The 24,626-nt window shown below is 40.7% G+C and carries 25 protein-coding genes and 1 pseudogene; 10 read left to right on the top strand and 16 right to left on the bottom strand.

Annotation, left to right across the window (positions count from 1 at the left end; all coding sequences use genetic code 11):
• Positions 1-306 precede the first annotated feature (306 nt).
• Positions 307-756 (bottom strand): annotated as a pseudogene (locus LW728_RS10980) (transposase); the annotation flags it as partial.
• Positions 749-1,048, bottom strand: a complete 300-nt coding sequence (locus LW728_RS10975; protein ID WP_069475083.1) for a transposase — start codon at positions 1,046-1,048, stop codon at positions 749-751. The pseudogene LW728_RS10980 and the gene LW728_RS10975, both read right to left, overlap by 8 nt.
• A gap of 429 nt (positions 1,049-1,477) precedes the next feature.
• On the opposite strand from LW728_RS10975, the gene LW728_RS10970 reads away from it, so the two are divergent.
• A complete protein-coding gene (locus LW728_RS10970; protein ID WP_287665035.1) occupies positions 1,478-2,608 on the top strand; it encodes a three-Cys-motif partner protein TcmP in 1,131 nt (376 codons plus the stop codon).
• Here the strand turns inward: LW728_RS10970 and LW728_RS10965 are convergent.
• On the bottom strand, positions 2,598-3,374 hold the full coding sequence (locus LW728_RS10965; RefSeq protein ID WP_069475081.1) for a DUF5131 family protein: 777 nt from the start codon (positions 3,372-3,374) through the stop codon (positions 2,598-2,600). The two genes, LW728_RS10970 and LW728_RS10965, sit on opposite strands and share 11 nt — an antisense overlap.
• Positions 3,375-3,622: 248 nt before the next feature.
• Positions 3,623-4,564, bottom strand: coding sequence for a hypothetical protein (locus LW728_RS10960; RefSeq protein ID WP_287766678.1), 942 nt, complete (start codon positions 4,562-4,564; stop codon positions 3,623-3,625).
• A 90-nt stretch (positions 4,565-4,654) separates the two neighbouring features.
• Between LW728_RS10960 and LW728_RS10955 the strand changes: the two genes are divergently transcribed.
• Positions 4,655-5,476 carry a sulfotransferase family protein gene (locus LW728_RS10955; RefSeq protein WP_002801085.1) on the top strand — a complete coding sequence of 274 codons (822 nt, stop codon included), beginning with the start codon at positions 4,655-4,657 and terminating at the stop codon, positions 5,474-5,476.
• A 96-nt stretch (positions 5,477-5,572) separates the two neighbouring features.
• Here LW728_RS10955 and LW728_RS10950 read toward each other — a convergent pair whose 3' ends face one another.
• Positions 5,573-5,773 (bottom strand): hypothetical protein, encoded by a 201-nt coding sequence (locus tag LW728_RS10950; RefSeq protein ID WP_002735656.1) that lies wholly within the window; start codon positions 5,771-5,773, stop codon positions 5,573-5,575.
• A gap of 497 nt (positions 5,774-6,270) precedes the next feature.
• Between LW728_RS10950 and LW728_RS10945 the strand changes: the two genes are divergently transcribed.
• Positions 6,271-7,224, top strand: a complete 954-nt coding sequence (locus LW728_RS10945) for an ABC transporter ATP-binding protein (protein ID WP_287766676.1) — start codon at positions 6,271-6,273, stop codon at positions 7,222-7,224.
• A gap of 16 nt (positions 7,225-7,240) precedes the next feature.
• Here the strand turns inward: LW728_RS10945 and LW728_RS10940 are convergent, their stop codons facing one another.
• Positions 7,241-7,996: a tetratricopeptide repeat protein gene (locus tag LW728_RS10940; protein ID WP_287766674.1), complete on the bottom strand. Its 756-nt coding sequence runs from the start codon at positions 7,994-7,996 to the stop codon at positions 7,241-7,243.
• Positions 7,997-8,040: 44 nt separating this feature from the next.
• On the opposite strand from LW728_RS10940, the gene nblB reads away from it, so the two are divergent.
• Positions 8,041-8,706, top strand: a complete 666-nt coding sequence (gene nblB, locus LW728_RS10935) for a phycobilisome degradation protein NblB (RefSeq protein WP_287766672.1) — start codon at positions 8,041-8,043, stop codon at positions 8,704-8,706.
• 65 nt (positions 8,707-8,771) lie between these two features.
• A complete protein-coding gene (locus LW728_RS10930) occupies positions 8,772-9,863 on the top strand; it encodes a tetratricopeptide repeat protein (RefSeq protein ID WP_287766670.1) in 1,092 nt (363 codons plus the stop codon).
• Between the two features lie 111 nt (positions 9,864-9,974).
• Here the strand turns inward: LW728_RS10930 and LW728_RS10925 are convergent, their stop codons facing one another.
• A complete protein-coding gene (locus LW728_RS10925; protein ID WP_287766669.1) occupies positions 9,975-10,448 on the bottom strand; it encodes a DUF29 domain-containing protein in 474 nt (157 codons plus the stop codon).
• Between the two features lie 100 nt (positions 10,449-10,548).
• Positions 10,549-11,535 carry an RNA polymerase sigma factor, RpoD/SigA family gene (locus LW728_RS10920; RefSeq protein WP_287665011.1) on the bottom strand — a complete coding sequence of 329 codons (987 nt, stop codon included), beginning with the start codon at positions 11,533-11,535 and terminating at the stop codon, positions 10,549-10,551.
• 702 nt (positions 11,536-12,237) lie between these two features.
• Here LW728_RS10920 and LW728_RS10915 point away from each other — a divergent pair.
• The gene (locus tag LW728_RS10915; protein WP_149974281.1) at positions 12,238-13,662 is read left to right on the top strand and encodes a Ni/Fe hydrogenase subunit alpha; all 1,425 of its coding nucleotides are present in this window, start codon (positions 12,238-12,240) and stop codon (positions 13,660-13,662) included.
• Between the two features lie 224 nt (positions 13,663-13,886).
• Here LW728_RS10915 and LW728_RS10910 read toward each other — a convergent pair whose 3' ends face one another.
• The 8 genes from LW728_RS10910 to LW728_RS10875 all read right to left on the bottom strand — a co-directional run bounded on the left by LW728_RS10910 (position 13,887) and on the right by LW728_RS10875 (position 19,978).
• Positions 13,887-14,549 carry a Na(+)/H(+) antiporter subunit B gene (locus LW728_RS10910; protein ID WP_002801099.1) on the bottom strand — a complete coding sequence of 221 codons (663 nt, stop codon included), beginning with the start codon at positions 14,547-14,549 and terminating at the stop codon, positions 13,887-13,889.
• Positions 14,549-15,091: a DUF4040 domain-containing protein gene (locus tag LW728_RS10905; RefSeq protein ID WP_287667946.1), complete on the bottom strand. Its 543-nt coding sequence runs from the start codon at positions 15,089-15,091 to the stop codon at positions 14,549-14,551. Before LW728_RS10905 ends, LW728_RS10910 begins: the two co-directional genes overlap by 1 nt.
• Before the next feature lie 8 nt (positions 15,092-15,099).
• Positions 15,100-15,369 carry a monovalent cation/H(+) antiporter subunit G gene (locus LW728_RS10900; protein ID WP_002796741.1) on the bottom strand — a complete coding sequence of 90 codons (270 nt, stop codon included), beginning with the start codon at positions 15,367-15,369 and terminating at the stop codon, positions 15,100-15,102.
• Positions 15,366-15,617, bottom strand: a complete 252-nt coding sequence (locus LW728_RS10895) for a hypothetical protein (RefSeq protein WP_002771873.1) — start codon at positions 15,615-15,617, stop codon at positions 15,366-15,368. Before LW728_RS10895 ends, LW728_RS10900 begins: the two co-directional genes overlap by 4 nt.
• Entirely contained in the window at positions 15,614-15,997 is a 384-nt protein-coding gene (locus tag LW728_RS10890) for a Na+/H+ antiporter subunit E (protein ID WP_287667942.1), read from the bottom strand. Before LW728_RS10890 ends, LW728_RS10895 begins: the two co-directional genes overlap by 4 nt.
• Complete coding sequence (locus LW728_RS10885; protein ID WP_287766666.1) at positions 15,994-17,430, bottom strand: cation:proton antiporter; 1,437 nt, start codon at positions 17,428-17,430, stop codon at positions 15,994-15,996. Before LW728_RS10885 ends, LW728_RS10890 begins: the two co-directional genes overlap by 4 nt.
• The gene (locus LW728_RS10880; RefSeq protein WP_287667936.1) at positions 17,427-17,774 is read right to left on the bottom strand and encodes an NADH-quinone oxidoreductase subunit K; all 348 of its coding nucleotides are present in this window, start codon (positions 17,772-17,774) and stop codon (positions 17,427-17,429) included. The genes LW728_RS10885 and LW728_RS10880 overlap by 4 nt, the downstream gene beginning before the upstream one ends.
• An 833-nt stretch (positions 17,775-18,607) precedes the next feature.
• Positions 18,608-19,978, bottom strand: coding sequence for a helix-turn-helix domain-containing protein (locus LW728_RS10875; RefSeq protein ID WP_287667933.1), 1,371 nt, complete (start codon positions 19,976-19,978; stop codon positions 18,608-18,610).
• A gap of 201 nt (positions 19,979-20,179) precedes the next feature.
• Here LW728_RS10875 and LW728_RS10870 point away from each other — a divergent pair, with 201 nt between their 5' ends.
• From LW728_RS10870 to LW728_RS10855, 4 genes are read left to right on the top strand one after another with little or no spacing between them, the layout of a single operon-like run.
• Entirely contained in the window at positions 20,180-21,256 is a 1,077-nt protein-coding gene (locus LW728_RS10870) for an ABC transporter substrate-binding protein (RefSeq protein ID WP_287667930.1), read from the top strand.
• 35 nt (positions 21,257-21,291) lie between these two features.
• Complete coding sequence (locus LW728_RS10865) at positions 21,292-22,818, top strand: substrate-binding domain-containing protein (protein WP_287667927.1); 1,527 nt, start codon at positions 21,292-21,294, stop codon at positions 22,816-22,818.
• On the top strand, positions 22,819-23,589 hold the full coding sequence (locus LW728_RS10860) for an ABC transporter ATP-binding protein (protein ID WP_287766664.1): 771 nt from the start codon (positions 22,819-22,821) through the stop codon (positions 23,587-23,589).
• The gene (locus tag LW728_RS10855) at positions 23,582-24,379 is read left to right on the top strand and encodes an ABC transporter permease (protein WP_002793259.1); all 798 of its coding nucleotides are present in this window, start codon (positions 23,582-23,584) and stop codon (positions 24,377-24,379) included. Before LW728_RS10860 ends, LW728_RS10855 begins: the two co-directional genes overlap by 8 nt.
• Positions 24,380-24,626 lie beyond the last annotated feature (247 nt).

The following is a 24,626-nucleotide window of genomic DNA, read 5'->3' as shown; positions in this document are numbered from 1 at the left end:
TTTCCCGCCGGGTTTTTTGCTATCTTTAGGCTAGTACAGTCATTATAGAATCCATTTGGTATCTTAGGATACAGGCTCTCTTAGGTTTGGTGGGTAAAATGTATTTTAAGATACAGTATTGCTGGCGAGGGAGTGGAGGGAACCACAGAGACACAGAGGGCACAAAGATCGATCGATCATAGAGTAAGTTAAACTTATCACACAGAACCTAGAAGAGCCGGATACAGCTAATTGTCGTAGTAGAAGTCGAAGAAAACAGAGATGAATTTTGGTAGTGGAGTGTTCTAAAGTGCGCTCAAAATTTTTGACTAAAGATTTGCATCGTTCCATCCAAGAATTACTTCTTTCAATCACCCATCGAGTTTTTACAGGTACGAATCCTGATAAACCCTTCTCCGCTTTTTCGGTTTTTGACGGTTTTGGAGACAGTTCAAACTGAATTTTAGTCATTATCTCTGGATAGACCTTAACCAACTCTTTCTCTATTTTGTCAGGATGATAACCATTATCTAGAAGAATAGTCGTCTTAGACAGTTCCGACGGTTTTAACTTGAAATAGTCAATACCTAGAGTTAACAACTCAATCAATCCCTGGTCATCAGATAGGTTGGCGGGAGTACAATGAGCGAAAAAGGGAAAACCAAGACTATCCGTCCCTAGATGACGTTTAATTCCATTGGTGCACTTGTAGAAACAAAATCCTTTCGTCTCAACACTCGCATTACAGGTATTTTTGACGGCTTGAGAATCAATCATAATTAGATTCGTCCACAAGTTTTTTTTCTTGTTGTCGTAATCTGCGATGTAATTCTTCCATTATTTTTTGGATGATTCCCTGACTTCTCCACTGTTTATAATGCCAGAACACGGTGGAGTAGGGAGGGAAATCTTTCGTGAGGTCCCGCCAATTACCGCCATTTTTGAGTTGATAGAAAATCCCATCTAAAATCTGTCGTTTTGTCCATTTCGGGGGGCCAGTCAATTTCTTCTTTGGCAATAGCGGTTCTACGATAGACCACTCTTCATTCGTCATACTACTTGAGTACATTTTGGCTTACTCCAAAGTATCGATTTTCGGGGACGACTAGACGGTGGCGCATTCACTGACGGGGTTCAGACCAAAGTATTGCCGTTAAACAGGCTACAGACTCTCTTCCCTGAAACCTATAGTGGACAAGGTTTTCGCTTCACCTTTTCAGCCTAGCATCTACATTATAAAAGATACCAAATGGGTTCTATAAAACCGTTGTTCCCGCTAATCCTCTCGTACAGATGAAGATTACTGTTAAAACCATCGGTTCTCTCCTGCGCGGTAACGCTTTAGCTCCTTAAAATCAATTGATAACCAGAAAACCCAATCTCCCCATGGCGGTGGTTGGGTTTTCTTTTGGGTTGTTTCATCTCCTATCTTCTCTAATTTAAAAAAAAATAAGGTATGTTATACTAAATCCGTTGATTATAGGCTACATATTAGGATATGACTAAAAATTCCTTCTTCAATGAGCAAAAAGAACAGTCCTTGATCAAAGCTAGGATTGTTGAGAAATATTTCTGGGCTTGGGCAAAAGTTATAATTTCAAAAGTTAAGGGATCGTCTTCAGTCCAGAAAATCGCTTATGTTGACCTTTTTGCTGGTGCAGGACGATATAAAGATGGCTCAAAATCAACCCCAGTAAAAGTTCTAGAAACTGCCATCGCAGATCCAGATATGCGAAATATGCTGGTGTCGATCTTTAACGATGCCGATGTCGAAAAAGTTAATTCTCTTCAACAAGCTATAGATTCAATTCCGGGCATAGAAAATTTAAAATACCGCCCTCAAATATCAAAATATGAGGTTGGAGAGGACATAGTTAAAACCTTCCAAAGCATGAAATTAGTTCCCACTTTATTTTTTGTTGATCCTTGGGGTTACAAGGGACTATCTCTTCAACTTGTTAATTCGGTCGTCAAAGATTGGGGTTGTGATTGCATCTTCTTCTTCAATTACAATCGCATCAACATGGGTTTAAATAATGATGCAGTCAAAGAACACATAAATGCGCTATTCGGACAAGTAGGAGCAGATCAACTCCGCAAACGATTGAAAACATTTACACTTACTCCACAAGAGCGTGAGTTAACCGTTGTAGAATATATCTGTGAAGCCTTGAAAGAAATGGGGGGTAAATATGTTCTTCCATTTCGTTTCAGACATGAAATGGGAAATCGTACTAGCCATCACCTAATTTTTGTAAGCAAGCATCCTAAAGGCTATGAAATTATGAAAGAGATAATGGCTAAAGAGAGTTCTGAACAGACGCAGGGCGTACCATCTTTTGAGTATAATCCTGCAACTCTTCAACAACCATTACTCTTTGAGCTAACCAGTCCTCTTGATCAACTGGAATCTATGTTGTTGGACAATTTTTCAGGTAAAACTATGACGATGGCAGAGATTTACGACCAGCATCATCCGGGAAAACCGTACATTAAAAAGAATTACAAAACTGCCCTTAGCAATCTTGAATCTCAAGGAAAAATCACAGTACATTCACCCGAGGACAAAAAACGGCGAAAAGGAACGTTTGCGGATGATTTAAAGGTTACATTTCCAGTTAAGCAATAAGCTCTAATTTTTCTGAACGCCTCGCTGATTTAAGTGGGACACTTCCCCATGTTTGGATATGCTGATTCCAGGCATTAGGCATCTCGTCCCAGATTTTATCATCAAGTAATCTACCCCCTGCTTTCGGTGTCCTTCCCCCAACTTGTTTGAAAAAAAATGCTACCCCTGAATTTTGACATTGATTGCGGATATCCCTTGCCCAGTCAAGTTTCATCTGGCGATGTTTTTGCCCGGATTCTCCGCCGACAATAACCCAATCAATGCCAGTTAAATTAAGTTCTAGGGGTCCTAAAAGTGGCTCACATGAAATGAAACGCACTGAAACAGGAACTGTCCGAAGATATTCAATCCGATCTATGTGGTTTTGGTTCTCGACAGATACACCTAGCCAAATGTTTTCTGGAAAATCTAATTTAGACGCTAAATCACCTAAACGGCTTTGTCGCTTTGTTAAAATCTGATATATATGCCAAGGTGTTAAATGAATAACTGAGAAAACTTGTCTGATAAAGTCGAGAGGCACATCATCATGAAAAAGGTCACTCATTGAGTTGACAAAAACTCGACTGGGAGTGCGCCAACGTAAGGGTTCTTCCAATCTTTCTGGATGCAAAGTTAAGCTGAATCCATTGGGAAAGTTTTTGGGAAAACGCTGTGTAATAGCTTCGGCATAACAATGCAGACAGCCGGTGCTAATTTTATCGCACCCGGTTGTTGGATTCCACGTTTTATCAGTCCACTCAATACCAGTGTTTATACTAGACATATTTTAACTCCACAATCTATATCTATGACAGACGCTACCTGCCGATAATTAGCAATTTACTTGTACTATATCATTGTTTGACAAGTACAATTGTCGCCGCACTCACTTTCTACATTACGCAATCGTCAATGAGTTGCGGTGTACACAAAATATTACATCGTTTAACGAAAACAACAGGCGCTTACAGCCGGTGCTATGAAATCTAAGCGATGATCGCCTCACCTCAAATCTAGAGAACTAAGGCTCTCTTAGTACCATAATTCCGGAATCAGGTCATAATAACCAGCTTGGGGCGGTGGGTAAATACCCGCTTCGATTTTTTCGATAATAGTCGGCCAAGCTTGCCTAAAAGCGGCAGAGCGCTCGTTGGGGTGCAGAGTCCAACCCTTGGCATTGGTGAGAGTGGCGCGATAATAGTTGCTTTGTTCTAGGGAGCGAGAAACCATAATTTCCCAAGAGTCGAGTTTTCCTTTGCCGGTCAAAATATTGCCCCAAGCTTTTAAACCATCGGGTAAGTGATCGAGAAAGGTATTTTTATAAGAGCGCCAGAGGGGGGTCATCGGTAAAAGGCGATCATAGCGACGACAATTAAGTAGATAGGCACGACTGCCAAAAAATTTAAATTGATAGAATCCGTCGGTATTTTTCGTGCAAGGATGGGGAGAATAAATCGTACCATCGGGCCGCGGTGGACCGGACAAAGGACGCACAAACATCATTTCTGGATGGGTTTCCATTAACTCGATCCCTTCGCGGATCCAACTGTAATCCGGTTCTTGGTAGAGCATCATGTCACTGTCATAATGGACCATATAATCACTGCGACAGGACTCGATTTTGAAGATTGAGCCAAAAATCGGATAACCTTTGTAGTTATGGGTGGAACGGAGGGGACTGCCGAAATGCTTTTGATAGATACGCTGACGATAGCTGGGATCGTAGTTAAAATCCACTAGGCGATCGATTATGCCATCTTTAACTAATTTTTCGCCACAGGCTCTTAATTCCTCCATTGTACCCAGTCCGGGGCGATTAACCTTTTCCCCGCTTAAAGGGGCCGTATCAATAGCGAGTACCTTTTCCTGGAAGGGAAACTGACTCATTTTGACTAGATGAGGGATAGTATTCATCATAAACCAGACATCGGTTCGCGCCGTAAAAAACCAGAGCGAACAACTTGGCAATCCCATTTTGTATAAACCTCACTTTTGTTTGGGTCTTAAATGGGATACATTATAGGGGAATCTTAGCGACAAGTTGACACAATTCTTTATTAACCTATGACTATAGCCATCGATCGCCTACCCCAATCTTGGCAGGATTTAACCCATCGTTTAACTTATAAGTATTTTCAGATCCGCATTGATACACCCAAGGACCCCTATAAAATCCTCTTTCGTCCCCAACCCTATCAGGTTTTATTTATCCTTAGCCATATGCGATCGGGTTCGTCTTTATTGACCCATATCCTCAATTCTAATCCCGAAATTATCGGTTTTGGCGAAACTCATCTGGTTTATGAGAGTGAACAGGATTTTAAAACTTTAATGTTTAAACTCTACTGGCGTTTGAAAGATTTAAACATGAATCATAAATATATTTTAGATAAAGTTCTTCACGATCAGAAGTTTTTAGATCATAGTTTTTTACAATCTGATCCAGTTAAAACCATATTTTTACTACGAGAACCGCGGCGCACTTTAGCTAGTATTTTAGATATTAAACCCCATCAAAATGAGCAGCACGCCCTGGGTTATTATACTGGTCGTTTAGCCACCTTAGAAAGTTATGCTCGATTAATTAACAGCAAAGAAAAGAGTTTATTTATCACCCACGATCAAGTATTAAACCAAAGTCAATTGGTCTTTAATAGTTTACAGAGTCATCTCGATACTAAAACGGGATTTTCTGAAGAATATCGAGTTTTAAACACTACTGGCAGCCGTGGTATAGGAGATTCTTCCGAGAATATCAAAGCGGGTAAAATTATCAAACAAGCCAGAAAATTAGATATAGAAATTTCCGACGATGTTTTAACCCAAGCCCAAAAAGCCTACGAGCGATGCTACGAAACCCTCAGCCATTATTGTCATTGTATCTAAGCTGAATTGGGGATTAGCAATAGCCTTGATTCTCTCCTCCGAGTCCTAAGAAAATCCCCCTAACTCAACTCTAAGTTAATCATTTAAAAGGTCTGATTAGCCTTCAATATTAGCAATTGTAAAGCCCATCTGACACTCGTAGAGATTGGGCTGTTGGCTGCCCCCTTTACCCAAGGAGTGACCACAGCCTAGTTTACCCTCTCGCCACCGGGGTTGCCCCTGCTGGTTGGCTAAAAGACAGCCCTGACACACAGAACCCGTATCGAGAATGTGTTCGTCGGTTAAAATCACTAACATGACGTTCACCCCCATTGATCTCCGATCATTCTTGTCTCCATTGTAAGAGGTTTTTTCTGAGATGTAGTGCCGCGCTATACAGTCCGCTACTTTTTGGCTTTTTTTCGCCTGGAATCTTCTTATACAAGGTATTTACCGATCAATTATGAATGGTCAGAAGATGAGGCCGCTCTTCTAGGTTCTGTGTGAGGATGTTATAATATTAATACAGAATAGGAGGTGGGTTATGTGGATAAATTTTGATCAACTCCTCGATTTACCAAATGTAACAGTGGTCAATTATCAAAAAATTGATGAGACAATTTAATCTGTTTGCTTGCTTTAATTGATAACAAAAAGTAACAGAGGAAAACCAGAAGAACCGATATTAAGGCTCAAACAATTTAACAACAACCATGAAAACCCTGACGCGTATTACCTTTAATCTGGAAGTCATGGGAGATAAACCCTGTATTCGTGATTAGCGAGTCACCGTGAGAACCTAACTAAAAAACTTTATGAACCCACCAGAATTAGCCATTGCTACCGTTGGTTTAACCAAACAATTTGACCGCCATGGGGCTGTTAATCAAGTGGATTTACAGATTGAAGCGGGGGAAGTTTACGGGTTAATCGGTCCAAATGGAGCGGGAAAAACCACTTTAATTAGGATGTTAGCGGCAGCAGAAGAACCGACAACCGGAGAAATATATCTGCACGGAGAACGTCTTTTAAGAGATGAGAGTAATCCCCGTCTCAAAAGAAATTTAGGTTATCTACCCGATAATTTTCCCCTCTACGATGACTTAAATGTCTGGAATTATCTTGATTATTTTGCCCGTCTTTATCATATCCCGCGCTCCCAACGTCATCGCCGCATTTATGAAGTTCTAGAACTGGTACAATTAACCAATAAAAGCCATAATTTGATCGCTACTTTGTCCCGGGGAATGAAACAACGTTTAAGTTTAGCCCGAACGATTATCCATGAACCTTTAATTTTACTTCTCGATGAACCAGTTTCTGGATTAGACCCGATCGCTCGCCTACAATTTCGTGAGATTATTAAAGTCTTACAATCGGCAGGTATGACTATTTTAATTTCCTCCCATGTCCTTAGTGATTTAGCGGAACTTTGTAGTTCTGTGGGCATCATGGAATTAGGTTATCTAGTGGAAAGTACCTCTTTAGAGGAATTAAATCAACGTCTAGCTGGTCAATACTTGCAGATCACGACTCTAGGCAATTTAGAAGCCTTAGAAACCGCTCTTAAACAATGTGTTTTTGTGGAAAGTTGGCAAAGAATTATTAATACTAATACTCTCCGGGTTAGATTTACGGGAACCCTAGAAGATAGTGCCGAATTGTTGAAATCTTTAGTCGTTTCTGGCCTGAACTTAAGCGAGTTTTATACTTGCCGCGAAGATTTAGAAACTATTTTCCTAAAACTGGGACATCGACAGGCATCCTAAGGGGAAATATTAACTTTTAAATCTCGGATAGTAACTTTTCGACTAATTGAATTTGCTCCTGACTAAAACCAGCTTCCTTCAGATGTGCCAGAAACCATTTTTGGCGATAACGACCGTCTAAATCCCTAGCCTTTTTGTAGGTATCCCGCGCTTTTTTACTATCACCTTGGTCTAAATAAATCATTGCCAAAGCCACAAGAGGATGGGGATTATTTGGCTCTAATTTAACTGCTTTTTTAGCGTTAGTAATAGCTGAATTAAAATCTTTTAAGCGATGATAGGCGAGGGATAAATTATAGTAGGCGATTTCATTATTGGGTTTTAAATTAGCGGCTTTAGTATGAGTGACTACGGCTTTTTCAAGATGACCACCGACAAGATAAACAATACCCAAAGCATTATAAGCAGCCACATGATCGGGAGCAATTTTAATCGTTTCTTCGAGGGTTGTTTGTGCCGCTAAAGGTTGTTTAGCTAGGTGTTGTGTCCATCCTAAAATTACTCTCCCGTCCAGATGATTGGGGTTTAACTGTACCGATTTTTTTAAAGCCTCAATACTTTTGATAAAATCTCCCTGTTGACGATACTGTAATCCCAATTGACGATAACGATTAGCGGCCTTAATCTCCGATGCGGAAATAATCGGACTGGGAGAAGGAGAAGCGATTATCTTAGCCGTCGGTTCTTTTTTAGGGGGAGAGGGAGGACTACAGCCCCAAAAAACCGGGGAACTAAACATGATCAAAATAGTCAGGAGTCGATAACTATTCATGGGACAATTAATACCAGTCCAATTGTTAAGGGTGTCATCAAATTATGAATTATTCCCCTGAATCCGTGCAACGGCTGCTCGATTCCAATGATTATGGCGATCGCTTATCGGGAGTTAATCAACTGCGTTATTTAGCCCCAGAAATCGCCTTCGAGATGTTACAGCCTTTAATTAACGATAGTAACGCTAGGGTGCGTTATTCGGCGGTAAGTCAGCTAGATATCCTCGGTCGTCAGAATCTTGATCTGGCCTTAACTATTCTGCGCGATCGCTTGTTGCATGATCCCGAAGCAGACGTGAAAGCAGCCGCGGCCGATGCGCTCGGGGGGTTAAAATTAACGGCAGCCTACGATGATCTGGTGGCCGTCTATCAACAATCCTCCGACTGGTTAATTCAATTTAGCATTGTGGCCGCTTTGGGCGAATTGGGGGAACCCCGGGGCTTTGAACTGCTCGAAATCGCCCTAAACTCCGATAATGAATTGGTAAAAACGGCCGCCGTTAGTGCTTTTGGGGAACTAGGCGACCCTCGCGCCGTCTCTTTACTTGTTCCCTTGGCTAATGATGATGACTGGCAACTGCGCTATCGTCTCGCTCAAGCTTTAGGCCGCTTAGGGGGGGAAGATGCGATCGCTGTTTTGACCCAGTTAACCAGCGATAAAAGCGCCCAAGTTGCCCAAGAGGCCCGCAATAATCTCGTTCAAGGGTGATGCAGAATGGTTGATTTTTGTCAATAGCATTTACAATAAATTTTAATTAAGAATCGTTAACAAAGATGAAACAATTTACCCGTTTAATCTTGCTCGTCGGTCTTCTCGCGGGGGGCTGTTTCTCCCCCTCAATTGCGATCGCTGATAATCCGGCGGGGGCAATCGTGAGCAGGAATTCACAGGTTAACGAACTACTGCGTCAAGCGCGGCAATTGGTCAGAAATGGCAATTATGGGGAAGCTATAGCCGTTTACGAGCGGGCTGCCGCCCTTGATGGCAATAATGCCAAAATTTTCTCCGGGATCGGCTTTTTACAAACGCGGCAAGGGGATTATAACGCCGCCGCCCAAGCATACCAAAAAGCTTTAAGTCTCGATCCGAGTAATCCCGACTTTTTCCATGCTCTCGGTTATAGTTTGGCTAATATCGGCGATTATGACAATGCAGCCACCGCTTACTACTACGCTATCCAAATAGAACCGAAAAACGTCCAACACTACCTCGGTTTAGGGGTGGTATTATTACGGCAAAAAAACTATGCAAAAGCGGGCGAAGTTTACCAATGGGTTTTAGCTCTCGACCCCAATAATCAGCAAGCCCACGAAATCATGGGCAAAGCCTTGATCGAACAGAATAAAAGCACCGAAGCCCTCGATTTTCTCCAAAAATCCCTGCAAAGATTCCCTAACAATAGTGAATTAAGATTGCAACTGGCCAGCCTTTTGCTCAAACAGGGCGATTTAAATGGCGGAACCCAAATTTTAAAGGAAATAGAGCGACAAAGTGCAGGAAATTTTTTAATTCAGCTAAAAATAGGGATTTTACTCGAAAAACAAGAGCGTTTTGATGAGGCTCTCCCCTTTTATCGTCGGGCTGTTTTCCTACAACCCCAATCTTTGGAAGCACAAGCGGGAATCGGTCGCATCCATCTGGCCAGAAAAGATTATCTTGCAGCAATTATCGCCTATCAAGATTTGGCCGAAATCGCCCCCAATAACGCCGATGTCTATCTTAATCTCGGTCGGGCCTACGCGGGCCGGGGACGAAAAACAGAGGCGGAGGAAGCTTTTAAGCAAGCGCGAGCGGTTTATGTGCTGAAAAATAATCAATCTGGCCTGGAGGAAGTGGATGCCCTGCTGAAGAAATTGGTTGAGTGAACCCAGATCAGTGATCAGCTTCTCAAGGCAAGAGGCAAGGGGCAAGAGGCAAAAAGCTCCTTTCTCCCAACTCCAGTACCGTCCTAGGCAGTGATTTAGATCGTCAATAGTTTATTCCCAATCGATTGGCAGCCATTGATTATCTAAAACCTGTTCGAGATTAAAAATTATCTGACTAGGTAAACCGCCGGGGGATAAACCCATTTTTTTCCGGACGGTCTCTAAAGCTGTATGGTAGGATGGCTCAAAAATCTCCCGAAGATAGGGCTTTAAACTAGGGCTATCCTCCAGTAAATCTTGAATTTCTGCCCGAAAATTATTGATTTCTCCATTCCAATGATTGCCATTCCGGTCTCTTTCCGATTGCCAGTAAGTTAATTTGAGTAAATGTTCTAGGAGACGAGTTAAAAGACTTTTGAGCGCGTGTCTTTCACTTCTCCCCATCGATTCAATCTCCTCAATTAAGTTGTCTAAATCCACCTCGGCAAACCGGCCTTTTTTTAATTGTTCTGCCGTGGTTTTTAGCCAGAGATAAAAATCTTCTTCGTATAATGTTAGGGTCGCTGTTTCTGTCGATCTAGTCATGACGGAACTGCCACAGGTGAAAACTAATCGGGATTCTATATTAATTAAACCGAAAAAAAAGAGAGCTTGCGCTCTCCTTCTGGGTTATTTGCTAATTTTACTAACTAGCGACAATATATTCCTTGACATTAGCCCGGCGACGGCGTAAATGAGCCAAGGCCTGGTGTTCTAATTGTCGCACTCGTTCCCGACTGATGTTCATTCTCTGACCAATTTTGGCTAAGGATAACTCTTTACCATCGGTTAAACCGAAACGGAGAGTAATCACTTCCCGTTGTTGGGGAGTTAATTCGGCCAGGAGATTGGCTAAGTCTTGCCGTAATAACTCTTGGGTGATGAAGGTATCGGGAGAAACTCCGCTATCTTCTAATAATTCCGACAATTCCGTATCTTGGTTATCGCCGACGCGCACATCAAGGGAGATGGGTTGACGGGCCATACTGAGATATTCGCGGATTTGAGCGGGTTCTAGCTCTAATTCCAGGCCAATCTCGGCAGGAGTGGCACTTCTCCCCAGTTTTTGGGCGAGTTCGCGCTGGGTTCTTTTGATTTTATTCAGTTTTTCGGTGATATGGATGGGTAAACGAATGGTGCGGGCCTGTTGAGCGATCGCACGAGTAATCGCTTGCCGAATCCACCAGTAGGCATAGGTAGAAAATTTATAACCTTTGGTGGGATCAAATTTCTCTACACCTCTTTCTAATCCCAGACTACCCTCTTGAATTAGATCTAGGAATTCCATGTTCCGCTTTTGATATTTTTTGGCGATCGCAACCACCAAGCGGAGGTTAGCTTCAATCATTTTCCGTTTAGCTCGATCGCCGGTTTTCAAGGCGCGATCCAGTTCATTTTCGCTTAAATTCACCGAATCCGCCCACTCCAAGCGATCTGGTTCCCGTCCTAATTGCTTCGATAGTGCTTCTTTCGCTTCTAACAGGCTCATCATCCGTTGGACTTGTTTGCCGTAAATAATTTCTTGTTCGTGAGTTAGGAGGGGAACTCGCCCAATTTCGTGCAGATAGGTACGCACCATATCGGCATTGAGGGTGGGCTGTGATTGAGTTTGGTTGGTTTTTGCGGTGGGCATTGGTTTGGTGGTGACTCCTTGACACAGAAAAAGTCTGTTACTATTCCGACTCGCGGGTGAGTCTGGCTTATCTGAAGTCGGTATGAGTTTGATCGGAATTTCTTTGATTGTATCCTGCGCTTTTAGACGCGGGCAATCCCCTAAAGGTTCAAAGTTAATTCATTCTTTGGTATGATGTTAAGTTTATGCTTTTTTCTCAACATCCAGAACAAAAGTATTATAGTGTAGGACTATCAACTACAATCGCTTGTTTTTGGGTCGCTTTTTCCTGAATCCTCGGTAGTGCCTCTGATACTGTTAGGTAAGATTACAAAACAAAAAGGTGATTTTCCCGATTAGCTGTAAACAATCTGGCCGACTTTCGACCTTTTCGCCCTCAGCTTTGAGAGCAAAGCAGAACCAAGCTGAAAACTGACAGCCGAGAACCGACTTCTATATATATAATGACCGATCAACACCAGCAAAGGGAGATGTAATCATTGCGGATTTCCGAACTATTTTCTGTAGTATTTGCTACAAAATGCCAAATTAGCCGCGATTGAGAATCGGGAAAAATTGTTATAAAAATTAGGATTGCTAGGGGGGTAATAACTATCATAGAGACAGCAGGGCGGAGATCGGGATAAATTATCGTTGAAACCAAGCTCGATCGCACTCTCCACAATACCGTTCTGTGGAACTCCTGAACAATGAGGACTTACTATGACTAAAACCGTCGTTATCGATCCCGTCACCCGGATCGAAGGCCATGCCAAGATCTCGATTTTCCTTGACGATGGGGGGGAAGTGGATGACGTGCGTTTTCATGTGGTCGAGTATCGCGGTTTCGAGAAATTCTGCGAGGGACGGCCGATGTGGGAGATGGCGGGAATTACTGCCCGAATTTGCGGGATTTGCCCCGTTAGTCACCTACTTTGTGCCGCCAAAACCGGTGATAAAATTCTAGCGGTGCAAATCCCCCCCGCGGGGGAAAAACTGCGGCGCTTGATGAATTTGGGACAGTTAACCCAATCCCATGCTTTAAGCTTTTTCCATCTTAGCAGTCCCGATTTTCTGCTTGGTTGGGAAAGTGATCCCGCCAAACGGAATATTTTCGGTTTAATCGCGGCCGATCCCGACCTAGCGCGAGCGGGTATCCGTTTACGTCAATTTGGACAGAAAGTTATCGAACTTTTGGGGGCGAAAAAAATTCACCCCGCTTGGTCTGTCCCGGGGGGTGTGCGTTCTCCCCTGAGCGAAGAAGGGCGACAATGGATTAAAGAACGACTGCCGGAGTCTAAAGCGACTCTTTACAGGGCTTTAAACCTGTTTAAAGGACTTCTAGACAATTTAACCACAGAAATCGCCGCTTTTGGTAATTTCCCTTCCCTGTTTATGGGATTGGTCGGTAAACGGGACGAGTGGGAACACTACGGCGGTCATATTCGTTTTACCGATAGTCAAGGCAATATTGTGGCCGATAACCTGAGCGAAGACAATTATCGCGATTATATCGGCGAATCAGTGGAAAAATGGTCTTATTTAAAGTTTCCCTACTATAAACCCCTCGGTTATCCCAACGGTATCTATCGGGTTGGTCCGTTGGCACGGTTAAATGTTTGTTCCCATTTTGGCACGGAGGGAGCGGATATCGAGTTACGCGAATATCGCCATCGGGTCGGTGGTGTAGCGACGTCTTCTTTTTACTATCATTATGCCCGTTTAGTGGAGATTTTAGGCTGTTTAGAGCGTATCGAACTTTTAATCGACGATCCCGATATAGTTTCTCAACGCTGCCGGGCCGAAGCGGGAATTAATAATCTGCAAGGGGTGGGAGTTAGTGAAGCGCCCCGGGGTACTTTATTCCATGATTATAAAGTGGATGAAAATGGTTTAATTGAAACGGTGAATTTAATTATTGCCACGGGTAATAATAATTTGGCCATGAATCAAACGGTGAAACAAATCGCCCAACATTATATCCATGGTGGCGAAATTCCCGAAGCGATGTTAAACCGGGTGGAAGCGGGTATTCGTTGCTATGATCCCTGTTTAAGTTGTTCCACTCACGCGATGGGACAAATGCCGCTACAGCTAGAGTTAGTTAATGCAGCCGGTGAGGTGATTAATACTCGACAAAGGGGTTAATTAGGGTTTGCTGAATAAATTACTTTTTCCCTGAAAATTAGGTAGTTGACCACCTGAAAATCGATAAAACCCCACACCCCACACCCCACACCCCACACCCTGCCACCACCGAAAAACTTTTTCAGCAAGCCCTAATTATCTAAGTTGTTAGGGTGTTGGGAAACAGGGCAAATTCCTCGCGCGTTGATAGTATCAATCTTAATTGAAATGACTATATTAACCTCTCACAATAAACCGCGATAGCGGATAAAAACGAGGATTACTGCCCAGGAACCTAAAGCTACTTTAACGGCGACTAAAATGTTTAGTATTGGTAAAATGCCGCCACTAAATAGCGCTCCTAATTCCCCGTGGGGTAACTCAAATCCTGAGAGAGTAATGGCGGCTAAAACAATAAAAACTAAGACGGAAATTTTCTCCCATGTTGCCGCTTGCCAACGGCGATAAATTGCTTGCATCCATTCGGGAGACGAGGTAATGGCTATTAAACCAATTGCCGTACCTCCGGCGACTCCGGCGGCAAAACCTCCCCCCGGACTTAAATGTCCGCGGATAGCTAATTCAATGCCCACTAAAGCGGTAATTGTTGCCCCTAAACGGGCTAAAATAATTGAAGGTTGGTCGGTAAATTGATGGATTTTACTGGCGGGTTTTTCGGTGGCTAGAAGAAAATTCGCCCCCATAATGGCAATGGTAAAAACAACCACTTCATAGATGGTATCGTAGAGACGATTACGAAAAATAACCACCGAAACCGCATTAGGAACACCGCCGTCGCGCACCAAGGATTCAACAATGTCTAAGGATAATACAGAGGAAGCAGTATTCGGAATAATTACCATTTTGATAGCAAAGGCAATGGCGGCTAGAGTGTAAATCCATTTCATTAGTGTTTCTCCTCTAATTTTGGGGTTTCAATACAGGTTAAAATCGTGTTTGCTGCCGTTAATTCATTTTTAAAAATATCGTAGAGATAGGGTAATCTAATTGTGGTTTCGTAGGGGATGTTTTCTGGATTGTCTTGACGGATACAGACGGCATGAACATCTTTATCCCTAAGTGCCTGTTGCAAAGCTTGTTTATCACTGTAGGCAACTAATTCTAAACGCATAAAACGCTTACTTAAAACCGTTTGTAGTTGAGTTTTTAACTGTTCTAAAACCGTATCGGTTTCCTCGGCAATTACTCCTAAACGCATCACTAAAGAGGAACGAATCGCCACCGCGTAGAGAGTTACGGCTAACATGGTTCCCATCAAAGCTTCGGTTAAAGATACATCTGCCGCCCCTAATAAAGCATAAACTAAGGCTGCTATTGCCCCTAAAACCCCGCGAATTACTAGAGCTTGGTAGGGATTGGATTGTAATATCACCATCGCCGCAGTTAAAGGCAAGAGGGCAACAATAACATAGAGATAACTTTCATTCATCTTTAATTTTACTCTCGATCGCTAGAAGTATAAGCTAAAACGTAGCCTAACATGGTGTTCCAAATTGCTAGGGAAATTATTGCCAATAATAATAAAGGCCAATTTTGGGGAACTTTCAAAAGTAGCCCGAAAATAATCGCCATGGAACCCAAAGTATCAGCGACAGATAGACCATGTAATTTATATAATACCGAGCGCTTGTCTAAAAGATGCGCCGTTCCCCAAAACCAGAAAAACACTCCGATAGTGATGCAGATATAACTGAAAATGTCAATCATGATTCGTTCAGTCGTTTAAGAATTTGTGCTAATAACATAAAACCGGCATTACCGACACTGAGAATAATCACTGCTACCACTCCAATCATCCAATCATCCCGCAGAACCGACACCACTAGAATAATAATTGATGATTTACTGGAAGCACTGGCAAAGGCGGCCATTTTTTGCCAGATGTCATCATTTCTTGCCACTTCATAAAGGGGAATTAATAGGGCGACAATCATGGCAATGAGAACAATATTCATCCCTGGTTACTCCGTTTAATTATATGTACTTCATAACCCTCATTTTCCTTGTATTCGGTGACGATAGTTTTCGGGGTAAAAGTAATGAGAAATATATCCCAAAAAGCCAGTCTGGGTGAACGTTTACCCGAAATTCTCTCTAAAATAATTTCTTCTTCCTTGTGGGGATGAAGGATAATTTCAAACGCTTCTTTATAAGCTTGGGGAATAGCCATAAAGACTTTAATTATTACCTTTAACCAATCGCCTAAAGTTTCGCTAGAGGCGAAATTACGGGGCAAAAGAAAAGCAATAGCCACCCCGATCATAATATTAGCGGGGGTAAAATTAGCGGTGAGCAAAAACCACATAGTTAAACGCAGAATTATATGTCCGATCATGCTAAGACCATCCAAAACAATAGAACTAACATTATACTCATCATCCCGACGAGATTATCAAATTGTTCCCAGGCTCGCGATAATTTTAGGGATAACTTTTTGAAAACTCCCAGATATAACCACCACCCGGCACCAATGACAGCTAAAGCTTTGATAATATTGGGTAGATTATAAGCTTCAACATAGACAGCATTGGATAAAAATAGGGCGGCAAGGAGCAGAATTATTGCCGTCCAGAAACCGATAGTTAGCTTCTGTTTACTTTCGCCACCAGCGTGGGGTAAAAAGATAAATTTAGCAAAGGAAATCGCCGTCCCCACCGCCACAAGATTGATCATAATTTCTTGCCAGGGGACTAAATTTTTCATCGTTAACGCTTTCGCCCCAAAACCGGATAATAGGGGGAATCCAGAGATAGAAAAACTAGCAACCACTAGGGCAATCCAGAGAGAATTAGGGAGCGATTGTTGCTGTAATTCTTTAAAATTGCGACTGGGTAAAACTCCCGCTAACAGAAATAGGCAAGATTTAACTAAACCGTGGGTAAGGGTATAAAAACCACTGACTACCGGGGCGGCTAAAATAAAACCTAACTGGGAAATAGTATGGAAGGCTAACATCCGCTTGCTATCCTTTTCAAACACTGCGTATGACACGCCAAAAATCGCCGTTAGCACCCCGAAAAGCCGAATTAGGACATCTAAATCCTCTAGGATTAAAGCACAGCGCAGGAGGGGAAAAATGCCAGCTTTTACCACCACCCCCGACATCAGCGCCGAGACGGAGGTTTCCGATTCCGAGTGTGTCATCGGTAGCCATAATCCCGAGACAAAGATTCCCCCTTTGACTAATAATCCCATGAAGATTAAAGCCAAGGCTTCGGGAGGTGCGTCCTTTAAACCAGCAAAAGCAAAGGAATTATTGGCTTTATAGACTAAAACTGCGCCAATAAGGTAAAATAACATCGCCACATTGCTGATAAACAGATAACGCAGGGCAACCCAGAGAGAGCGATCGCTGCGAGGATAGGCAATCATCAGAAAAGCGGCAATACTAATTACCTCTAGGGCAACGTAAACGCTAATAAAATCTTCACAGACGAAGACAGAGTTAATACTGCCGTGGAGAATGATAGCTTGGGCGTAAAAAAAGGCGGTTTTGCTACTTTCCCAGTTATAAAAAATAACTGCCATCGTCACCAGGGCATTGGTGAGGATAAAATAGGCACTTAACTGATCGGCTACCAGTCTCACGCCATAATTATCCAGTAGGTTAAGGGTTATGGGGGAGGATTGGCTAAATAAAAGGAGAGAATAGGCGAGAGAGATAATAGTGGCGGCGAGAGCCAGATATTTGTCTAATCGCGGCAATAAATAAATGATAAAGCCGATCAAAAAGGGTAAACTTATCCAAGCGATCGTTAAAGTATTCATGGTGTATTATTTTTTTCTATCTCACTGCTGTGGAGGGTGGGGTTATCTTTGGCTAATTTCATTACTCCCACCAGCATTAACGCCTGAATGGAAAAACCGATGACGATCGCTGTTAAAATCACTGCTTGGGGTACAGGATCGGCGTAATTTTGCTGTTTAACTGTACTGAGGATGGGAGTAAATAAACCATCACGGGAAGAAATCACCACATAGTAGGCGATAACGCCGGTACTCATGACATCCATGGCGATAATCTTCATGATTAAGTTTTTTTTCAGGAATGTTCCTAAAAATCCGCACAAAACGGTGGCGAATACAAACAACTCTAGCGGGGGGATCGTCACTGGGCTTCTTGATTAGATTTGGTTATGAGTCAAAATACTTTTTCTAATTATCCTCGATCGAGTCCCAATTGATCAAAAAATTCTCAAGATTATGGGGGGAATTTTCGGGCAGCAAATAGATTGTTTTGGATCTATAATTATTATTGAAAAAAATAAAAGCAAGCGGTTTCGCTTTAATAATGTATATCTTGCCAGAGAGCGCAATCAGTAGTGTTTTGGAAATCTTTGATATTTTTGCTGGCAATAATAACCCGAAGATATCCCGCCCGTCCGCTTCATCAACTTGTTAGTATTTGTGTAAGAATAACCTGAAAAATTTTTATAGGAAATATAGATTCACACTACATTTAACATAAAAGTTGTAGGTTCTTCCGAACTTACACTGTAGAAAATTCCTCAAGCTCCCTCTCTGCACAGTAAGGCTCTAAAGTTGATAAATATCAATCTAATAAAAACTCAAAGCCTTAGTATACAAGCTTTACAAGCATGAGTTGTTGATAGTTTTACATGACAGGTTCGGTAGAGCCAAGTTGTACAACTTATTTTTACATAATGCCTTAGCCTGCGTTGCCACTCACCGACAACTCCTACAACTCATCGATCATTACTAACCCAGCTTCTGTAACGTCATTAATTTAAAGGTTGAATTTTTTGTAAGGGTTGTTGTCTGGCGAGTTGCCAATTATTTTGTAATTCTAATTGATGAAGAGTGATCGAATTTAGGTGTCCTGGAGTTTGTCTAGGCGATTCAACTGAAGCTTAGGAGAGGCTTTTGGTAGGTTAACGAAATAATTTTTTATGATTGATAAATCGCCGATATCAAGAAAATAAAATTAATAATTTATCGTTTTAAAGTATTCTTTAAAAACTGGAGCAATAGTGTAATTATTTTCATTTTTTGATGTGGTGGAATGGTTCTCAATTAATGAGCGTCTAATCAAGGATTGAACGGTATTAATAATCTGGTTTTTAGGTTGGGAAAATATCTCGAATAATTGGATCAAAGAGTTTGGAGTATCGTTAACAGCCAGATGGGTTAAAATTTCTTTTTCTAGGGGAGATAATCTATCAATTTGACTACGGAGAATCAGTTGTAGTTCTTCTGGCAATAGACAAGTTGTAGTTTGAGGTATTGTAACCCGACCATTAAATAATTGATTGAGTAACGTGGCAACTAATTTGAGATAAAGAGGATTACCTTGATAAAGGGTGATAAATTCATCCCAGTTTTCTTGATTATTTAAATCTTTTTCCTTGAGAATACTTTTTGCATCTTGACCTAAGCCTTTAAGAGGAAAAACAGAAACGCCAGGGTACTTCTCGGCTAGATAAACAATATCTTGAGGAACTTCCCAACTATTCACAATAAAGCAACTACTTTGTTTAATTTTGCTGAAAAATTTGAAAAAGTCTTGATAGTCAGAGTTTTGATAATGACCAGCGAGTTGTCCATCTTGTAAAAGCGATTGCAGATTATCTAAGATGATTAAACAGCGATGTTGTCGAAGTAGTTTAGCTAGGTGACGAAGCGGATTATTGGTATTTTTTTCGTTTGGAGTTGTCGAGGCTAGTAGTCCATCAGCAAGAATTTCAATTAATTCCTGTTCTAAATTTTTGAGTTCAGGAAAGTCCTGTAAATCACGCCAGATAATAATATCAAAATGATTTTTAATTTGTTCAATTAGTTCAAGGGCTAAGGCGGTTTTACCAATCCCTGTCATACCCGCAATTATAATAAAATGAGAATGTTGTTGTAATATCCAATTTTGTAGAGTATCTAATTCTTGAGTACGACCATAAAAAAGACTACGGTGGGGGGCATCATCTAAGTCAAGGTAGGGTCTTTGTGTTAACTTTGCTTGGGGATTTTTGAGAGATTTTAAGTCACTGCCACAAATATTAATATGGGTTTGGGAATTAGGAGAAAAGTTTGAGGAAATGATTGAATAACTGGCTCTTTCTAAAGTAGTACGAATATTGGACTGGGTTATTTTTTCTCCGACTTCCTCAGATAGGATTTTCCAAAGACTAGCGGCAACTTCTCTAACGTAATTAACGGTGCAATCATGTCTTTCTGCAATTTTATTGTACTTACTACCCTGTAAAGTCTCTTCTAAAATATCACGTTGGAGATCATTTAAATGCTTATTTGTCTTGGCCAAAACCACATCATCGGCAAATCTTAAGATTTTCTTAAGTTCCATAACAGTGTTAATTGAGTGAGTTTACATATCTTAACGGCACATTATCTCATATTTTCCTATTTTTGACAATATTCTCATGAGAGATTAAGCAAAAATTATCCTAAATAATCCCAAATTTATCAATATTTTAGTTTTTTATGTTACAAAATTTAATATTTTCTGCGGCGGTATGATCAACTAAGAATTTTTTCATATCTAGTCATGGCTCACAACGGCGACGAAACAAAGGCAAAAGAAACAAAGTTAATCAATAAGACTTGGGTTAAGGCGGTTGGTGTTCTTGCGCTAATTGCAATTCCAGTGTCATCGTTTCTTCTCTGGCGAAACACCAGTCTTTGGCAAAACCAAAACACGGGCGGAATTCAAAAAATCACAATTGCTCAATTTGGTGATGTTTTTATTTATGCTCCTCTTTACATTGCCATTGATGCAGGGTTCTTCCAAAAGCAAGGCTTAGATGTGTCCCTGATCAGTACTGGCGGTGATGAAAAAACCTGGGCGGCTGTTATTAGCGGTAATGCAAGTTTTGGTGTTGCCGATCCTACGTTTGTAGCGGTATCAGAATCTAGGGGACAGCCAGGTAGGGTGATTGGTAATATCGTAAACGGTGTACCATTTTGGGGTGTGACATTCAACCCTAAAATTAAGGTTAGCAAACCGCAGGATTTAAACGGTTATTCCGTTGCAACTTTTCCCGCACCATCAACAGCTTATACTCTACAAAGACAGATGTTTATAGATGGTGGGCTTAAGCCAAACATTCGTGAAACAGCCTTCGGAACGCTTTTGACAGCATTAAAAGCAAAACAAGTAGATATTGCATTAGAATTAGAACCAAATGTTTCTCAATCTGTTCTTGGAGGTGCTAAAATCGCCTACTCTTTAGCTAGTTTATACGGAGATTTTGCTCTTACAGGCTTAACGGCAACACCTGAATCACTAAAGGAAAAACCCGAATTAGCTCAGAAGGTAGTTTGTGGTATTCAAATGAGTTTAGATTTAGCAAGAAAAGAGCCTAAATCTGCTTTGGCAATCCTTCAAAAACGCTTTCCAGAAGTCGATCCTAAAGTGGCAGAAGAAGCATTAAAAAGGCTAGTCAATGAAAAAATTATTCCCGCAAATGCTATTACTCAGCAAACTGCTTGGGATAAGGCAATTAAGTTAAGGTTTCAAGCTGGAGATATTAAAAATCCTAAACCTTTTGGAGAATATGTTGATAATACATTTGCGGAAAAAGCGGAAAAAGATTGTCGCTATTCTACCCCTTCAAGTCCTTAATTTTGTATTTGTAATCATTACCTTTTGAGATACCTATGGCAAAACTTCAAGAAGTTAATCGAGAAGTTAAAATTATACAAATTGATTTTTACTTTGTTTATTTACCCTTTTATTACGCCACGAGTAATAAGTTCTGGTCTAGTAAGCTAGATAACTATAGATTTAGTTATACTAATGATTTAGCTAAAACAGATAAACAGGTAATTGAGCGTCTTATGAATAGCAATGGCTCAGATATTGTCTTTGCCATTGCTGATCCCGCTTCAATTTTTGAATATCAAGCTCAACATGACGCTAAAGATATTGTTATTTTAGCCGCATTATTGACCAATGCCGCATTCTGGGCAGTCGATCATGATAATCATACAGTAGAAAACTTACAGCACTTAGATCAATTTGACAAAATTGTTGCTTATGGAGAAGGAACAACAAGTCATCGAATAGCTAGAACTATTAATCCACAAAAAACACAATCGGTTCCTCCAAAAACAGAAATAGAGGTTTTAACTCAAGGTAACAGACAGGAAAGTGTTATAGTTCTTACTCCTGATCTTGTAGGATTAGAAAAGACTTTGTTTAATAATAATGAATACCAAGTTAAGTTGAATGTTGGAAGTACGACAGAATTTGATGAGGTTTTAATTACTGCTCTTATCACCCGCCGTGATGTTATTGATCATCATCCAGAACTTGTTAAGGAAGTTCTCAAGGGTATTCAGAGGGCTTGCTATCTTGTCCAAATTGATGATGAGGGTTCAGTAAAATTTGCTGATCATTTTGCGGCTCTTCATCCTTTGCAGCAAAAAACTTCAGAAACAGAAGAAATACTTAGAAGTGCGCTAAACCGTGCAAACTGTTGTCGTGTTTTTCCCTCGGCAATTACAATTACAGAAGCTCAATGGAAAAGGGCTGCACAGGCATTTTGGCGATCAAAAGGAGAGGAGTTTACACAAGAAGTAGAAAATACAGCAAATGGAATTTATGAAAACAATATAAAACCTTATTGTGATTATTCACGAAACGCGACCAAGACTGTTTTAAGAACTATGTCTAAAGTCCCCATCCAGAATGATCCTTTTACACTGAGACAATTTTTATTCATAATGTCAAACTTACCAAAGCATCTAAAATATCTTTTAATTCCGGTATTGTTGATTCTAGCCACACTACTTATTCGAGGTTCTTATTCAATAATAATTGATTTTAAGAATTGGGTTTTTACTTTGAATCCTCCTAATCCTTCACCGATAAAGCCTGACCCTTCTCCTCCAATACAAGGGATGGTTTCTGTCTCTATGAGACTAAAATGGAGAGATACTAACGAGCCAATTCAAAGTGCTTACATTACTTTTTTTGATGGTGCAAAACCAATTGAAGAAGCGGCAACAAGGACTAACTCTGAAGGGAATTTTACAGTATCTCTTCCTAAGAAAACAATTAAATGTGAAGTAAAGCATCAAGATTTATTCAACAAAATAGAATCTTTTGATTTACTTTTACTATCTCATACTGGGAATGAAATTAATATTCCTGAAAAACAATTTCAAAAAAGAAAAAATTAAATGAGTAATTCTACAATTGATATTAAAGTTAAAAATTTGAGTGTCAAATTTCAAAAAAACTCTAAGTCTTTTTTTGCGCTAGATGGAGTTGATTTTGAAGTTAAGCGTGGTGAATTTTTCTGCATTGTTGGCCCTAGCGGTTGCGGAAAATCTACCTTACTTAAAACTCTGTTAGGATTTTTACAGCCCACCACTGGAGAAGTCCATATTTCAGAAGAACGGAAAAAAGCTGGTATGGTTTATTTACCCCAGTCTCCCTCTCTATTACCCTGGAGAACTTTGCTACAAAACGCCGCATTAGGTTTAGAAATTAAAGGAAAACTAAATAAAGATAGACAAGATACTCTTAAATTTGACATTAGTAAATTTGGATTGGGTGATTTTGAAAAACATTTATCTACAGAAATTTCTGGTGGAATGAAGCAAAAAGTCGAGTTAATTCGTGCCTTAGCGAGTGGGCCTCAACTTCTTTTTTGCGATGAACCCTTTGCCTCTATTGATTTTGTTAATCGTTTTGAATTAAATACTGAATTTAAACATCGTTGTACAATAGCAAGAACAACTACGGTTTTTGTAACTCACAACATAGAAGAAGCGATTTTCCTTGGTAACAAAATTGCTGTCATGAGTCAACGCCCTGGACAAATTATAAAAATTTATGAACCGAAATTATCAAAAAATGCTCACGATGCTATCAAATGTAGGGAATCCCCTGAGTTTGAAGATTTGTTTCAAAAAATCTGGGAAAATCTTAAAGGAAATTATGAATAACAAACATCAAAAATGGAAAATTCTATTTATTCAAACTTTAATTATCCTACTTTTTGCCCTGATCTGGGAAGGATTAGGCAGAAGTTCTAAAAATATCTTCTTTCTGATTGGTACTCCTCTAGCTGTCGCAGGTGAGTTTTGGCAACTTCTCATTGCAGGTAATTTCATCGGCAATTTTTTCATAACAGGTGCAGAAGCAGTTGTGGGCTTATTAATTGGTACTTTAATTGGGACAGTTCTTGGACTTTCTTTATGGTTTTCTGAATCGGCTGCTTTTATCGCTAAACCTTTTGTGACCGCACTTGGTGCATTGCCTGTCTTTGCTCTAGCTCCATTGATGATTGTTTGGTTTGGTGTTGGTTTTGGTATGAAGGTGGCCATCGCAGTTTTTTCAACTGTGTTTGTAGCCTTTAACCAAGCTTATAAAGGAGCCAATTCTGTAGCCCTAGAATATGTTGACACACTTAAAGGAATGAATGCGTCTCGTTCCCAGATTTTTCAAAAAGTAATCATTCCTGGTTCCTTAGATTGGGTATTAAGCTCTATTCGGTTAAATGTTGGATTTGGATTATTGGGGGCATTTATTGGAGAATATATTTCATCAAATGAAGGTTTAGGTTATCTGATTCTTCGTGCTAGTAATCTGTACAATATTCCAAGAGCTTTTGCCGCAGCGATCGGGATTATCGCCCTTGCCTTGATTTTGGATAATATTGCCCAGTTTATTGAACGACGACGTTATACGATTGTCCAATGGATCAGTGTTCCCCCGCAACTTTGGCATCGTTGAGGTGAACAACAGTCTGTAAAGATACCCTCAATTATCATTACAGAAAATTAAGTTGCGATCACCATATAAACAGAAAAAGCTGTCGGTTCTGATATGGCTAACCCTTCCAAACGCATTCCTTGCTGGTGGAAGGCGATCGCCGTAAACTAGAGGATTAGCGCAATCCCCCTATGTAAACGACCAAAACCGCCAAACCAATAGCTATACTGTTACAAGAGCTATTTCCCGCAATTAGACCGCCAAGAAA

It is taken from the genome of Microcystis sp. 49638_E5 (assembly GCF_021300285.1).
In the GTDB taxonomy this organism is placed as follows: domain Bacteria; phylum Cyanobacteriota; class Cyanobacteriia; order Cyanobacteriales; family Microcystaceae; genus Microcystis; species Microcystis aeruginosa_C.
The sequence above is the reverse complement of the archived record's forward strand: the minus strand, read 5'-3'. Positions and strand labels throughout refer to the sequence as shown.